The following is a 13,050-nucleotide window of genomic DNA, read 5'->3' as shown; positions in this document are numbered from 1 at the left end:
GGGGCGGGCGTTCCCCCCTTGCCCGCCCCGGCCTTTTTTTACCCGCGTGATTCTGGGAGCCTGCAATTTGCTGAACAAACGCCAGTTCATGGCCACGGCTGGGCTTGGTCTTGGAGCCGTGGTGGCCGGGTGCGCGCCGGGCTCCAGTCCGCGTATCGCGGTCGATGGCTGGACACCGCTGGATGATCTCCCGGCGGCCGGCGTGGCGGTCACCCCGCTGATCGATGACATCCAGCGCCGCGCATTCCGCTATTTCTGGGAAACCACCGATCCCAGGACCGGTCTGGCCCCTGATCGCTGGCCGACGCCGTCCTTCGCCTCGATCGCGGCGGTGGGCTATGCGCTGACGGCGTATCCGATCGGCGCGTCGCATGGCTGGGTAACGCGCGCGGCGGCACGTGATCGAACGCTCGCGACGCTGGAGTTTCTGGCGGCAGCGCCGATGGGGGAGGGGGAGCGAACCAGCGGTAATCGGGGGTTCTTCTATCATTTCCTTGGCGTCACCCAGGGTTGGCGCTTCGCGCGCGCCGAATTATCGACGGTCGATACCGCACTGCTGATGGGCGGCGTGCTGTTCGCGCAAAGCTGGTTCGACCGCGCCGATGATCCCGCAGAAGCGCGGATCCGCGCGCTTGCCGAACAGCTTTACACCGCGATCGAATGGCCGTGGATCACCCCGCGCGCGCCGCTGGTTTCGATGGGCTGGCACCCAGAAAGCGGCTTCATCCCGCACGACTGGGACGTCTATAACGAGGGCATGATCCTCTATATCCTGGGGCTCGGGTCGCCCACGCATCCCTTGGCCGACGGCACCTGGGACGCATGGACCGACCGGTTCGAGGCAAGCTGGGGCAATCGCTGGGGCGAGCCGCATCTGCAATTCGCGCCGATGTTCGGCCACCAATACAGCCATGTCTGGATCGACTTTCGCGGCATCCGCGATCGGTTCATGGCGGCCAAGGGCATCGATTATTTCGAAAACAGCCGCCGCGCGACCTATGCCCAGCGGGCCTATGCCATCGAGAATCCTGGCGGCTGGGCGGGCTATGGCGCGGACTGCTGGGGGCTGACCGCCTGTGACGGCCCCGGCGATTTCGCGATGACGATCGGCGGGCGCAAACGCGATTTCTTCAGCTATTCGGCGCGCGGTCCGGGCGAGCGCGACGACGGCACGCTGGCACCCACCGCATTGCTCGGTTCGCTGCCGTTCGCGCCCGAGATTGTCGAACCGACCGTCAGCGCGCTTTATGCGCGCTATGGCGCAGGGCTATACGACAAATACGGCTTTCTCGATGCGTTCAACCCGACGCTGACCGCACGTCCGCCAAGGCCGTTTCAGCACGGTGAACTTCGCCCGGGGGTGGGTTGGGTCGACAAGGATTATCTGGGGATCGACCAGGGGCCGATCGTCGCGATGATCGAAAATCACCGGTCGGGGCTGGTGTGGAAAACGATGCAGCGCAACCCGCATGTCCGCCGCGGGTTGGAGCGCGCCGGGTTTTCGGGCGGCTGGCTGGGGTAGGAAGCGCCGCCGGCTGAATCAGTCCGCCGGCGAATTTGCGGCGGCGGGCATCAGGTTTACCCGAGTGATCTTCAGGCCCTGCATCTCCTCGATCTGCAGGAAATGCCCGTTGCGCTCCAGTTTCGCGCCCGCGAGTGGCAGCGTGCCGTCAATCGCCAGGAACAGCCCGGCGACGGTGACGACGTCGGGGGCGGTAAGGTCGATCGCATGATCCTCGCGTAGTTCGGCCAGCGTTACCTCGCCGTCCAGCTTCAGGCTGCGATCAGGCATGCGGCGAATCCAGTCGGTCATCAGCGCTTCATCATCGTCGATCAGATCTTCGATGATGTCATCCATCGTGACGAAGCCCATCGTGCCGCCATATTCGTCGACGACCAGCGCCGCATGCACACGCTGTTTCTTGAATAGCGCCAGCAATTCGGTGGCGGGCGTCGTCGCCGCGACGCGGGCAAGCGGCCTGACGATCTGGCGCAGCGTCTGTAGTTCGCCGTTCAGCTGCGCGCGGATGAAGTCCTTGACGTGCAGCACCCCCAGCACGGTGTCGAGCGACCCTGCATAGACCGGGTATCGTGTCTCGCGGCTGTTGGCGACTTTGATCCCCAGCGCCGTGGGTTCGGTGTCGGCATCGATCGCGTTTAGCCGGGTGCGTGAGGTCATCAGCTCCTCGGCGGTGCGATCCTCCATCTCGAAGATATTGTCGATCAGCACCCGCTGCGCTTCGTCCAACTGGCCGCTGGCAGCGACTTCGCCGGTCGCGATCGCCAGTTCTTTTGAGGTATAGAGTGATGCCGACTTGGCCGGATCGGGGATGCCCAGCAGTCGCATCAGCCCGAACGCGACCCAGTTCAGTGCGATCACCATCGGGCGAAACAGAAAACCGAATATCCGCATCACCGGATGGACAGCGATGCTCACGCCTTCGGGCAATTGCAGCGCGAGTGCCTTGGGGATCATCTCGCCGAACACGACGTGCAGATAGGTGATCGCTCCCAGCGCCAGGACAAAACCGACGCCATGTGATTGGTCATAGCTCAGCCCCCAGCTTTCAAGGGCGGGATACAGCCATGCCGCGACCGCTGGCTCGCCGTACATGCCCAGCCCGATCGAGGCGAGGGTGATGCCTAATTGCGCGATCGCGATATAGGCGTCCTTGCCCATCGGCCGGTCGAACATGTTGACCAGCCAGCGTGCGACCCGGTTGCCGCCCTGCGCCATCGTTTCCAGCCGGCTTTTGCGCGAACCGACCAGGGCGAACTCGGCGGCGACGAAAACGCCGTTGACGATGATCAAGCCGATGATGATGCCGATCGGCACGAGATAGGCGCTCACGACGTCTCTTCCTCAACCGGTGACACATCCGGGGTGACGAGCACCCGCCGAACCGCATGCCGCTCCATCGCCTCGACCCGCAGGTGATAGGCGACGCCAGGCACCGCCATGTCGTCCCCCACCTGGGGCAACCGACCCAGCAAATGCCAAACCAGGCCGCCGATCGTGTCGGCGCGGTCATCGGGCAATTCGATCGCGTAGCGGTCGGCCAGCGTCGACAGCGATACGTCACCGCGCACACTGGCCGCCGGGCCGCGCTCGATCACGATTTCTTCCTCCTGGTCGAATTCGTCCTGCAACTCGCCGAAAATCTCTTCAAGCGCATCTTCCAGCGTTACCATCCCGGCGACACTGCCATATTCGTTGATCGCAACTGCGCTGCGCCGTCCCGAATCGCGCAGCGTGCTCCACAGCTTGGGCACGCTCATGAACTCGGCAACGATCAGCGGCTCGCGCATGATCGCCCCCACCGTCGTCGTCGGGTCGCGCTGCGCGGCGGCAAACATCGCCCGCAAATGCACGATGCCGACAATGTCCTCCACATTCGGTCCAGTCACCGGGAATCGCGAAAAAGGAGAAGCCGCCGCGACGCGAACGGCGGTCGCGACGTCGTCGCTGGCCGCGATCGTGGTCATCCGCACCCGCGGCGTCATGATCTCGCGCACGCGGGTATCGTCAATGCCCAGCGCGCCGGCAAGCATGTCGCGTTCCTCGGCGTCGATCAGACCGCCGGCGGCGCTATCGCGATACAATGCTTCGAGTTCATCGGCCGAATGGACGTGAAGATGGCCGTGGTCGCTATGCAGCCTGAACGCACGCATCAACGCAAAGGCGGTGCCGTTGAACAGGACGGTCAATGGGCGGAAAATCAGCAGGCTGAAGCGCATCGGCATCAGCGTCGCGATCGAAAGCCGCTCGGGGTATCGCAGCGCGATCGTCTTTGGCAGCAATTCGCCCAGCACCACCTGCAGCACCGTCACCACCAGCAGCACGATGACGATCGCCGCGACCTGTCCGCCGACCGCGCCCAGCATTGGCGCCAGCAATGGCGTCAATTGTGCCTGGCCATAAGCACCGGCAACCAGGCTGCTCAGCGTGATGCCGACCTGGCAACCGGCCACATAATTGTCGAGTTTTTTGGGGTCGCGCAGAATATGCAGCAATTTGGCGGCGGCGGGATCGCCCGCTTCGGCAGATTCCTGAACGCGCGATTTGCGCGCGCCGACGGTGGCGAACTCGGCTGCGACATAAAGCGCGTTCGCAGCGACCATCACTAAAATGACGGCGAGGGATATCAGGAAATCCAAGGCAGGGGCCGATCACAGATATGCGGTGAGCTAAACGCTGTACCGATGCGCACGCCAACCGACAAACAAGTGCGATACCTGCCGAATATTATACAGCTCTCGCAGCAAACGCTTTTTGCAGAGTGGCTGTTATTGGTAACCTCGCACCAAATGTGGTGGTGACCCCTACGGGAATCGAACCCGTGCTTCAGCCGTGAAAGGGCCGCGTCCTAACCGCTAGACGAAGGGGCCGTCAGCGAGAGAGGGCAACTAGGGCAAGGTGGGTGTGGTGGTCAAGGGGGCGTTGGGCGGTATTTCACACAACCCATGCGGCATCGTCGATATGCAGCTCGGCGGCGGGCCTTGCGCCCCAGTCGTCGCGCTTGGCGCGCCCGGCCAGCCACAGCCGGCGATGCGGTGGGCAGCCCAGCAGCGCGGCCCCCAATGCCGTTTCGGCCTGTCGAAATGCCACTGCCTTCAGACTGCGGCCATCGTCACCCGCAACGATCGCGCGGACATGGCCGTTGCCGACCCGGTCGGCCTTGATCACGCGCACCGGCCCGGCGGCGATTCGCGGGCTTGGCCAGCCCATGCCATAGGGTCCGCCGGCTTCGAGCGCGTCGACCAGTCCGGGATGAATACCGCCCGGGGCCAGCACCGCATCGACCAGCAGCGCGCGATCGGCGATCGATCGGGTGACGGCGGCAGACAGCCGGTCGTCGAGAAAGGTCGAAAAGGCGTCGATGTCGCTTTCGGCCACGGTCAGGCCCGCCGCCATCGCATGGCCGCCGCCCGCCGCCAGCAGGCCGGCGTCCTTGGCGGCAAGCACCGCGCCACCCAGATCGACACCGGGAATGGATCGCCCCGATCCCTTGCCAACGCCATGCTCGTCGAGCGCGATGACGATCGCCGGGCGGCCAAGCGCTTCCTTCAGCCGTCCCGCCACGATGCCGATGACGCCGGGGTGCCAGCCGGGCGCGGCGACGACGATCACCGCGCGATTGGCCTGGCGTTCGGCAAGCAGTTCCGCGCCCTCCTGCACCGCTGCTTCGATCATCCGGCGTTCTTCGTTCAGCCGGTCGAGCTCCTCGGCAATCGCGCGCGCTTCGGCAGGATCGCGGGTGGTTAGCAGACGCACGCCAAGATCGGCCCGCCCGACTCGTCCACCGGCATTGATTCGCGGCCCCAGTGCAAAGCCAAGATCGGTGCAGGTGGGGTCGCGCGTCAGCCGCGATGCCTCGATCAACGCGGTCAGGCCGATATTGCGGCGCTTGGCCATCACCTTCAGCCCCTGCGCGACGAACGCGCGGTTGAGCCCGCGTAGCGCCGCCACATCGGCCACGGTGCCCAGCGCGACAATGTCGAGCAGCTCGAGCAATTTCGGCTCTTCGCGCCCGGCGAAAAAGCCGCGCGCGCGCAAGGTGCGGATCAGTGCCGCGCCCAGCAGGAATGCAACCCCCACCGCCGCCAAATGGCCGTGCGCCGCGCCTTCGTCCTCGTCCATCCGGTTTGGGTTCACCAGCGCATGGGCAAAGGGCAGAGCGGTCGAACATTTATGGTGATCGACCACGATCACTTCGACCCCGGCATCGCGCGCCATGTCGAGCGCTTCGAAGGCTTGTGCGCCGCAATCGACGGTGACGATCAGCGTCGCCCCCTCACGCGCCAGCCGCACCAGTGCCGCGCCCGACGGGCCATAGCCCTCCATCAGCCGATCGGGGATATAGGGCCGCGCCTCGATCCCCAGGTCGCGCAGCAGCAGCACCATCAGCGCGGCGGAAGTGGCACCATCGACATCATAATCGCCAAAAATCGCCACTTGCTCGCCCGCCTGCACCGCATCGGCGAGCCGATCGGCGGCGCGGTCCATGTCGCGAAAGATCGACGGATCGGGCATGAAGCCGCGGATCGACGGATTGCGATACAGATCGAGTGCCTCCCGCGAGGCACCGCGCGACAGCAACAGGCCGGTGACCAGATCGTCGGGCACGAAACCGCCACCCAGCGTGTCGCTTGCCAGCCCCCGCCAGCGCCAGGGTTGGCCAAGGATCGAGGCGGTGACGTTACATACCGATGACATGGCGCCGGGGGTAGCGAGAGACGGGGGAGGGGGCCAGCGGAAACCGGCAGCGGGAGCCGGTTGGGCAGAACCTTCGATACGGGCCTTCGCCTTCGCTCAGTCCCTACTCAGGACGAACGGTGGTGGTCGCACCGCCCGGTCAGCCTTGCAGCCAGGGCTGCTCGCGAAACCATTTGGTGAAGATGTATTTGGTGCCGCGTACCACCGCCATCCCCTCATGCAGCGTGCGCTCATTGGGGCTGCCATCGGGGTTCATGTTGTTCCAGATCAGCAGCATGCGCTTGCGCGGCGGCACGCGGATGCCCGCTTGCGGAAACCAGGTGGCACCGCCTTCGCCGACATCGTTTAGATAGCACATCGCGGTCCAGGTGCGCTGGCCGCCGGTTTGCTGCATCTTGGGCCAATAGGGCTCGCCCTGATGGAAATAATCATGATGCGCGCGAAATTGCTGCGCCGGTGCATAACGCTGGCCCTGCATCGTCTCGCCATGTTCGGGCTGCATGCCGAGCAGCGCCGCGACGCGCTCGTCGATCGGCTGGATGATCGGCGAGTAACGATCCATGTCGCAGCTTTCGCTGGTGCGGAACGTATCGTCCTTGGTCCGTGACAACAGCGTCGAGGGTCGCCGGCCAGCATCGATGATGTCGATCAGCGTCGCGCATTCGGCGTTGGAGAGGAAATCGGCGTGGAAATACGCCTGTACGCTGTCGTTGCGGATCTTCTTGATCGCGGGATTGGCTTCGAGCCGAGCGGCGGTGGCCGAACCGATTTCCTGCCGCACAGGCGATGGGGCGCCGGGCTTCTTCGCTTGGGTTGCCATCCGCCCCAAGTCGCCGCGCGGCCGGCAAAAAGCAAGAGGCCCGGATGCCGTCGCACCGAGCCCCTTGTTCACCCTATCCGCTACAAATCACCAGAAGATGTCATGCTCGACATCGACCACCTGGCCCGAGGCAAGATCGACCAGCAGCGCATCATTGTAATAGCGCACCCAGCGGAACGGTCCGTCGATCGGCGGCAGGCGATACGCCCATGGATCGGCGATCCAGTAATCCTGCGCAAACAGGATCGACCCGAGCGTCACGCCGATGCCGAACCGCTGATAGCCATAGCGATAGCCGGTCGGCGCATAATAGCGCGGCAGGCGAAAAACGTTGCGATTGACCTGCCGATAGCCGCGCCAGTCATAGCGATTGTCATTCCGCCAGCCACGGTTCCAGCCGCCGCGATTGCCCGCATAGGCGCGGTTGTTGTTCCAGCTATTACCGCCCCAGTTGTCGCGACCCCAATTGTTGTTGCCCCAGTTATTGCTGCCCCAATTGTTGCGGCCCCAATTGTTGCGACCATCGCGGTCAAAATCACGCCTATCGTCGGCGCGGTCGCGGCGGAAATCCTGCCGTGCGTCGTTGCGATCGGCGCGGAATTGCGGTTGGGTCACCACGCCCCCGCGCCGGGCGTCGCGATCGACGCGGCGTTCGTCCCGGAAGTCGCCGCGGTCATCCTGGCGGTCGTCCCGAAACGCCTGACGCTGTGGAGCCGCGTCCTGACGGCGAAGTTCGGAACGCATCGGCTGGCCGTTTACCTGCCGATCGGCCCGATTGCTCTCGCGCTGAACCTGCACCGCCTGACGTTCGCGAACGAACTGCTCGCGCTGCACCGGGTCGGACAAACGCTGTGCCGGGCGCTCCTGGCGCACTGCTGGCCGTTCGCCGCCATCCTGACGCTGCGCGCGGATGTTGAGATTGCCGACTTCGCGCGTCTGTGGCTGCACGCGCATCACCTGCCGTTCGGCACGTTGCTGCTGGCGGCCTTCGCGGCGGTTGCCGTCCTGCGCCATTGCCGTTGCCGGGATCAGCGCGGTCGCTGCCAGCAATGCACCCATCCACTTGTTCATCATCGCGAAATCCTCCGCCGGCGCTTTGCCTATCTGGTTTTGCCGACGTTTCACTTTTGCACTGGATGAGATTAGCGATGGCTGAATTGAGATGAAAGGAGTCTGTCAGCTTTCGGGCGCGGTCGCGGGCGGCGGGGCAAGCGCCGGTACGGTGCGCGCGGCGTCGGCCGGCTCGATGTCGGGGGATGCGATCGGCACGACATTTTCGTCGCCGCGCGCGATCCGGGCCGCACGCCGCACCGCCTCTAGCAAGCGCGGATGAATGCCGCAGCGGCACAAATTGGTCATCGCCGCACGAATGGTGTCGTCTGAGGGATCGCGATCCCGCCGGATCAGCGCCGCCGCCGCCATCACCATGCCGGGGATGCAAAAGCCGCATTGCGACAGGTTCGATGCCAGAAATGCCTGTTGCACCGGGTGCCCGCGATCGCGCGAAAGCCCCTCGATCGTGGTGACGAACGTGCCTTCGACCGCAGCCAGGGTGATCCGGCAGGATCGCACCGCCTGCCCATCGATATCGACGGTGCATGCGCCGCATTCGCCGGTGCCGCAGCCGAATTTGGTGCCGGTGAGATTGGAAGCGTCGCGCAGCGCGAAAAGCAGCGGCGTTGCCGGGTCGAGCCGGTACTGGACTGGCTGGTTGTTCACGGTCAGGCGGGTCATGGCGCTTGCGATACGCTTCCCGCTGCCGCTTGGGAAAGGGGATATGCCGATGACCGGGGCGTATCGCCCCGGTCATCGGACATGATCACTTCAAATGTGCACTCAGCAGCTTGTTCATCTCGAACATGCTGGCCTTTTTCTTGCCGAAGATCTTCTCGATCTTGTCGTCGGCAAGGATTTCGCGCTTGTCGTTCGGATTCTGCAGATCGTGCTTCTTGATGTATTCCCACATCTTGCTCACGACTTCGCTGCGCGGCAGGTCTGCCGTGCCGACGATCTCGGCCAGTTCGGGCGACGGCGTCACCGGCTTGGCGAGGCCGCCCTTGGCAGCAGTCTTTGCAGTCGTTTCCTTGGCCATACGCCCCCCTGTACCGGCATCGACGCAACAGCGCGCCATGCTTCACGCTTTGTGTCTCCTAGCCTTCCGGCAGAAGATCAAGCAGCAAATATCGTAACGTGATTGGCTGCGGTTGCAAGGACAGGCGGCGTGGCGGCGGGGCAACAGCCGAAAATGCTGTGCCGCATCGCCGGCGGGCTGCCCGGCTACCGGCCCATGGTGCGAACGGGCTTTGGGCTAGGTTGCCAGCTTTGATCTTGTATCGGCGCTACGACTCGCCATTTTTGACGGCTGGCGATGTGGAAAACCGCCGGTTTCGCGCGCTTTAAATGAGGCGGGCACGGCGCAAGGCTTGCCGACGCGGCAGGACCGATTCTAGGGGGAGTGATGATGAGTATCGACGACGACGCCGCTATCGGCGAGGGCGACCTGGTCGCATCCCCACCCAAGATCGAAGTGCCAGAGGATGTTGCAGAAGCGATCCGCACGCTGATCCGCTGGACTGGCGACGACCCCACGCGCGAGGGGTTGCTTGACACCCCCAAGCGTGTCGCGCGCGCCTGGCGGGAATATTGCAGCGGCTATGGCGACGATCCGGGCCATCTTTTGTCGCGCGTGTTCGAGGAAGTCGGCGGCTATGACGAGATCGTGCTGCTGCGCGACATCCCGTTTCAGTCGCATTGCGAACACCACATGGCCCCGATCATCGGCAAGGCGCATATCGCCTATCTGCCCGACAATCACGTCGTCGGCATCTCCAAACTGGCGCGCGTGCTGCATGCCTTTGCCCGCCGGCTTCAGGTGCAAGAGCGGCTGACCGCCGAGGTGGCCGACTGCATCTGGACCCACCTCAAGCCACGCGGCGTAGCGGTAGTGATCGAGGCAAGCCACGCCTGCATGACCGCGCGGGGGGTGCGAACCCCCGGCGTGTCGATGGTCACCAGCCGGGTGATGGGCATTTTCCGCGACGACGAACGCAGCCGCAAGGAAGTGCTGGCGCTGATGGGGATGTGAATGTTCGACCCTCTCCCGCGTGCGGGAGAGGCAACGGAGACTTGGTCGCGCACTTGCGCGGCCTAGTCGCAGTCGGTGAGGGTTCGTTCTTCTTCGTCGCTGCGCAGAAGTAAGAAAGCCCCCACCCAACCCTCTCCCGCGTGCGGGAGAGGGCTTGGCAGCAGGGGGTTACGCCCTGCCGCGCGCGGCATTTGCCGCCGACAGCACCGCGCGCACGCTGGCGGTTGCGACATCTTCGTCGATACCCACGCCCCACAATGTTCGGCCATCGGCATCGACACATTCGATATAGGCGGCGGCGCGCGCGTCCGATCCGTGGCCGATCGCATGTTCGCTGTAATCGGCGACGTCGAGGGTGATGCCGCACCCATCGCGGAGCGCCGCCAGCACGCTTGAAATCAGACCATTGCCGCGTCCGCTGACCGATCGGGTGACGCCGCCGATGCCGACATGGCCGGCGAAGATGCGGTCGCCATTGGGGGCGCGGGTTTCCTCATAGGCTTCGAGCGTGAAATATTGCGCCGGATCGAGGCGATAGACCCGGTTGAAGGTGTGCCAGATGTCGCCGGCGTTCAGCTCGCGGCTGGTTTCGTCGGCCATCGCCTGGACGTGGCGGCTGAAATCGGCCTGAAGCCGCTTGGGCAGCTTCAGCCCCTTGTCCTGTTCGAGCACCCAGGCGACACCGCCCTTGCCCGATTGCGAATTGACGCGGATCACCGCCTCATAGCTGCGGCCCAGATCGGCGGGATCGATCGGCAGATAGGGGACGTTCCAGATCTCGTCGTTGCGGGCTTCCTGCGCGGCGAAACCCTTCTTGATCGCGTCCTGGTGGCTGCCTGAAAAGGCGGTGAACACCAGTTCGCCGGCATAGGGGTGGCGCGGATGCACCGGCAGCGCGTTGCAATATTCGACGGTGCCGATCACCCGGTCGATGTCCGAAAAATCGAGCTTCGGGTCGATCCCCTGGGTGTACATATTCAGCGCCAGCGTGACGAGATCGACATTACCCGTCCGCTCACCATTGCCGAACAGGCAACCCTCGATCCGATCGGCACCCGCCATCAGCCCCAATTCGGCCGCGGCGACGCCGGTGCCGCGATCATTATGCGGGTGCAGGCTGATCACCACGCTGTCGCGATTGGGCACGTTGCGGCAGAAATATTCGATCTGGTCGGCATAGATGTTGGGGCTCGACGCCTCGACGGTCGCGGGCAGGTTCAGGATCAGCGGGTGATCGGGGGTGGGGCGAAGCACCTCCATCACCGCGGCACACACCTCGAGCGAGAAATCGAGTTCGGCGGTCGAAAACGTTTCGGGACTATATTCGAAATGCCAGTCGGTGGCGGGGCGCTTGGCCGCTTCGTCGCGCATGATCTTCGCGCCGGTCACCGCGATGTCGCGCACTTCGTCGCGGCTCATGCCGAACACGATCCGCCGCCATGCCGGTGACACCGCATTGTACAGATGCACGATTGCGCGATTCGCGCCGTCGAGGCTCTCGAAGCTCTTTTCGATCAGATCGCGGCGCGATTGCGTCAGCACCTGCACCGTTACATCGTCGGGAATGCGGCCAGAGCGCACCAGCCCCGAGATGAAATCAAACTCGGTAGCGCCCGCGCTGGGGAAGCCGACCTCGATTTCCTTTAAGCCCACCGATACCAGCAGGTCGAAGAACCGGTTCTTCTTTTCGGCATCCATCGGATCGATGAGCGCCTGATTGCCGTCGCGCATGTCGGTTGACAGCCAGCGCGGCGGCTGGGTGATGCTGCGCGAAGGCCATTGGCGATCGGGCAGGTCGACGGCGGGGAAGGGGCGGTATTTGGTCGATGGATCGCGCAGCATCGCTGGCCTCTCTGAACACGCTGGCACGGCACTTCACGAGCGCCGGCGGGAAAATCGATGGTTCGAAAGTCACCCTTAAGGGGCGCGCAGGATCGTCGCGTCGCGCCTTAAGGGCGCGTAAGTCGAAGCGATGCGATCGGTGCCAAGGTCATGACCCCGCTATGCCTTCCCAGTGCCGCCGCGTCCAGCATCTTTGTGCGAGGGCCAGTAAAAGCGCCGCGCAGCCCGCAAGGGGCTACGCGGCGACTGAATCACTATTCAGTTTTTCTCGAACGCGATGGTGATGTCGAGTTCGACTTCGTCCGACACGACGGGCAGCGCGCCCATGATGCCGAAATCGCTGCGCTTGATCGTGGTGTCGCCCTCGAAACCAACGGTCAGCTTCTTGTTCATCGGGTTATTGCCCGCGCCGACGAACTCGGCTTCGATCGTGACAGGCTTGGTCACGCCGTTCAGCGTCAGATTGCCCATGATCAGCGCCGTATTGCCCGTTGCCTTCACCGCGGTAGAGACGAACCGCGCATCGGAGGCATTCGCGCCGAAAAAGTCAGGCTTGCCGCCGTCCTTGCCCGGGCGCGTGAGATGGCCGGTCAGGCCGGCGCTGGCGGTGACGACCTTCGACACTGGAATGGTGACATCGACCTTGGTCGCCGAAAGATTGGCGGGGTCGATCGTCAGCGTGCCAGCGACGTCGCCGAAAATGCCGAAATAGGGGTTAAAGCCGAAATGATCGACTTCCCAGCCGATCAGCGAATGATTGGCATCGGCGGTGTAGGTGCCGGCGGTGACACGGCTGGCATCCTGCTGGCCGGGGAGGCCGGGGGTCGACTGCGCGATCAGCGGGGTCGCGGCGAGAAGGGCGAGGAAGGTGAGGCTCTTGCGCATGATGGAGGTTCCCTGTTCGTTGATACCGAACGGGAAGGTCGGTTGTGCGGGCGGTGGAGTCAAACCGTTGGATCGGAACCCAGCGTTTCCAACTATGCTGGTTTTGGGTGACAGTCCCTCACCCTTCCGCGGCTACGCCGCTCCCTCCCTCTCCCGCAGGCGGGAGAGGGAAGAGGCGCGCAGCGCCGATAGGGTGAGGGC

Annotated in this window: 11 protein-coding genes and 1 tRNA gene; 2 read left to right on the top strand and 10 right to left on the bottom strand. The window is 64.3% G+C overall.

Annotated features, from left to right (window positions below):
* Nucleotides 1–67: 67 nt before the first annotated feature.
* Nucleotides 68–1,522: a glucoamylase family protein gene (locus QU44_RS07705; RefSeq protein WP_033921378.1), complete on the top strand. Its 1,455-nt coding sequence runs from the start codon at nt 68–70 to the stop codon at nt 1,520–1,522.
* 18 nt (nt 1,523–1,540) lie between these two features.
* Here QU44_RS07705 and QU44_RS07700 read toward each other — a convergent pair whose 3' ends face one another.
* From QU44_RS07700 to QU44_RS07665, 8 genes are all read right to left on the bottom strand, one after another.
* Nucleotides 1,541–2,851 (bottom strand): hemolysin family protein, encoded by a 1,311-nt coding sequence (locus tag QU44_RS07700; RefSeq protein WP_033921338.1) that lies wholly within the window; start codon nt 2,849–2,851, stop codon nt 1,541–1,543.
* Nucleotides 2,848–4,158 (bottom strand): hemolysin family protein, encoded by a 1,311-nt coding sequence (locus QU44_RS07695; protein WP_156141014.1) that lies wholly within the window; start codon nt 4,156–4,158, stop codon nt 2,848–2,850. Before QU44_RS07695 ends, QU44_RS07700 begins: the two co-directional genes overlap by 4 nt.
* Before the next feature lie 156 nt (nt 4,159–4,314).
* Nucleotides 4,315–4,389 (bottom strand) — tRNA-Glu (locus QU44_RS07690).
* A gap of 64 nt (nt 4,390–4,453) precedes the next feature.
* Nucleotides 4,454–6,217 carry a single-stranded-DNA-specific exonuclease RecJ gene (gene recJ / locus QU44_RS07685; protein WP_033921337.1) on the bottom strand — a complete coding sequence of 588 codons (1,764 nt, stop codon included), beginning with the start codon at nt 6,215–6,217 and terminating at the stop codon, nt 4,454–4,456.
* Nucleotides 6,218–6,356: 139 nt separating this feature from the next.
* On the bottom strand, nt 6,357–7,037 hold the full coding sequence (locus QU44_RS07680) for a prolyl hydroxylase family protein (protein WP_033921336.1): 681 nt from the start codon (nt 7,035–7,037) through the stop codon (nt 6,357–6,359).
* A gap of 87 nt (nt 7,038–7,124) precedes the next feature.
* Nucleotides 7,125–8,111, bottom strand: a complete 987-nt coding sequence (locus tag QU44_RS07675; RefSeq protein WP_052134431.1) for an RcnB family protein — start codon at nt 8,109–8,111, stop codon at nt 7,125–7,127.
* Nucleotides 8,112–8,213: 102 nt separating this feature from the next.
* Nucleotides 8,214–8,771, bottom strand: coding sequence for a (2Fe-2S)-binding protein (locus QU44_RS07670; RefSeq protein WP_033921335.1), 558 nt, complete (start codon nt 8,769–8,771; stop codon nt 8,214–8,216).
* 85 nt (nt 8,772–8,856) lie between these two features.
* Nucleotides 8,857–9,129 (bottom strand): SWIB/MDM2 domain-containing protein, encoded by a 273-nt coding sequence (locus QU44_RS07665; protein WP_033921334.1) that lies wholly within the window; start codon nt 9,127–9,129, stop codon nt 8,857–8,859.
* 369 nt (nt 9,130–9,498) lie between these two features.
* Between QU44_RS07665 and folE the strand changes: the two genes are divergently transcribed.
* Nucleotides 9,499–10,122 carry a GTP cyclohydrolase I FolE gene (folE, locus tag QU44_RS07660; protein WP_033921375.1) on the top strand — a complete coding sequence of 208 codons (624 nt, stop codon included), beginning with the start codon at nt 9,499–9,501 and terminating at the stop codon, nt 10,120–10,122.
* A 168-nt stretch (nt 10,123–10,290) separates the two neighbouring features.
* On the opposite strand, the gene leuA is transcribed toward folE, so the two are convergent.
* Together leuA and QU44_RS07650 are read right to left on the bottom strand one after the other, a co-directional pair.
* Entirely contained in the window at nt 10,291–11,964 is a 1,674-nt protein-coding gene (leuA, locus tag QU44_RS07655; RefSeq protein ID WP_033921333.1) for a 2-isopropylmalate synthase, read from the bottom strand.
* A gap of 258 nt (nt 11,965–12,222) precedes the next feature.
* The gene (locus QU44_RS07650; protein WP_033921332.1) at nt 12,223–12,849 is read right to left on the bottom strand and encodes a YceI family protein; all 627 of its coding nucleotides are present in this window, start codon (nt 12,847–12,849) and stop codon (nt 12,223–12,225) included.
* Between the last annotated feature and the right edge of the window lie 201 nt (nt 12,850–13,050).

Origin of the sequence: Sphingomonas sp. 37zxx (genome assembly GCF_000786205.1) — a bacterium.
Classification (GTDB): Bacteria; Pseudomonadota; Alphaproteobacteria; order Sphingomonadales; family Sphingomonadaceae; genus Sphingomonas.
The sequence above is the reverse complement of the archived record's forward strand: the minus strand, read 5'-3'. Positions and strand labels throughout refer to the sequence as shown.

Excerpts from the sequence above, each read along its gene's own strand:
- QU44_RS07675 (WP_052134431.1), bottom strand. The coding sequence starts at position 8,111 with ATGATGAACAAGTGGATGGGTGCATTGCTGGCAGCGACCGCGCTGATC.
- folE (WP_033921375.1), top strand. The coding sequence starts at position 9,499 with ATGAGTATCGACGACGACGCCGCTATCGGCGAGGGCGACCTGGTCGCA.
- QU44_RS07670 (WP_033921335.1), bottom strand. The coding sequence starts at position 8,771 with ATGACCCGCCTGACCGTGAACAACCAGCCAGTCCAGTACCGGCTCGAC.
- QU44_RS07650 (WP_033921332.1), bottom strand. The coding sequence starts at position 12,849 with ATGCGCAAGAGCCTCACCTTCCTCGCCCTTCTCGCCGCGACCCCGCTG.
- leuA (WP_033921333.1), bottom strand. The coding sequence starts at position 11,964 with ATGCTGCGCGATCCATCGACCAAATACCGCCCCTTCCCCGCCGTCGAC.
- QU44_RS07665 (WP_033921334.1), bottom strand. The coding sequence starts at position 9,129 with ATGGCCAAGGAAACGACTGCAAAGACTGCTGCCAAGGGCGGCCTCGCC.
- recJ (WP_033921337.1), bottom strand. The coding sequence starts at position 6,217 with ATGTCATCGGTATGTAACGTCACCGCCTCGATCCTTGGCCAACCCTGG.
- QU44_RS07680 (WP_033921336.1), bottom strand. The coding sequence starts at position 7,037 with ATGGCAACCCAAGCGAAGAAGCCCGGCGCCCCATCGCCTGTGCGGCAG.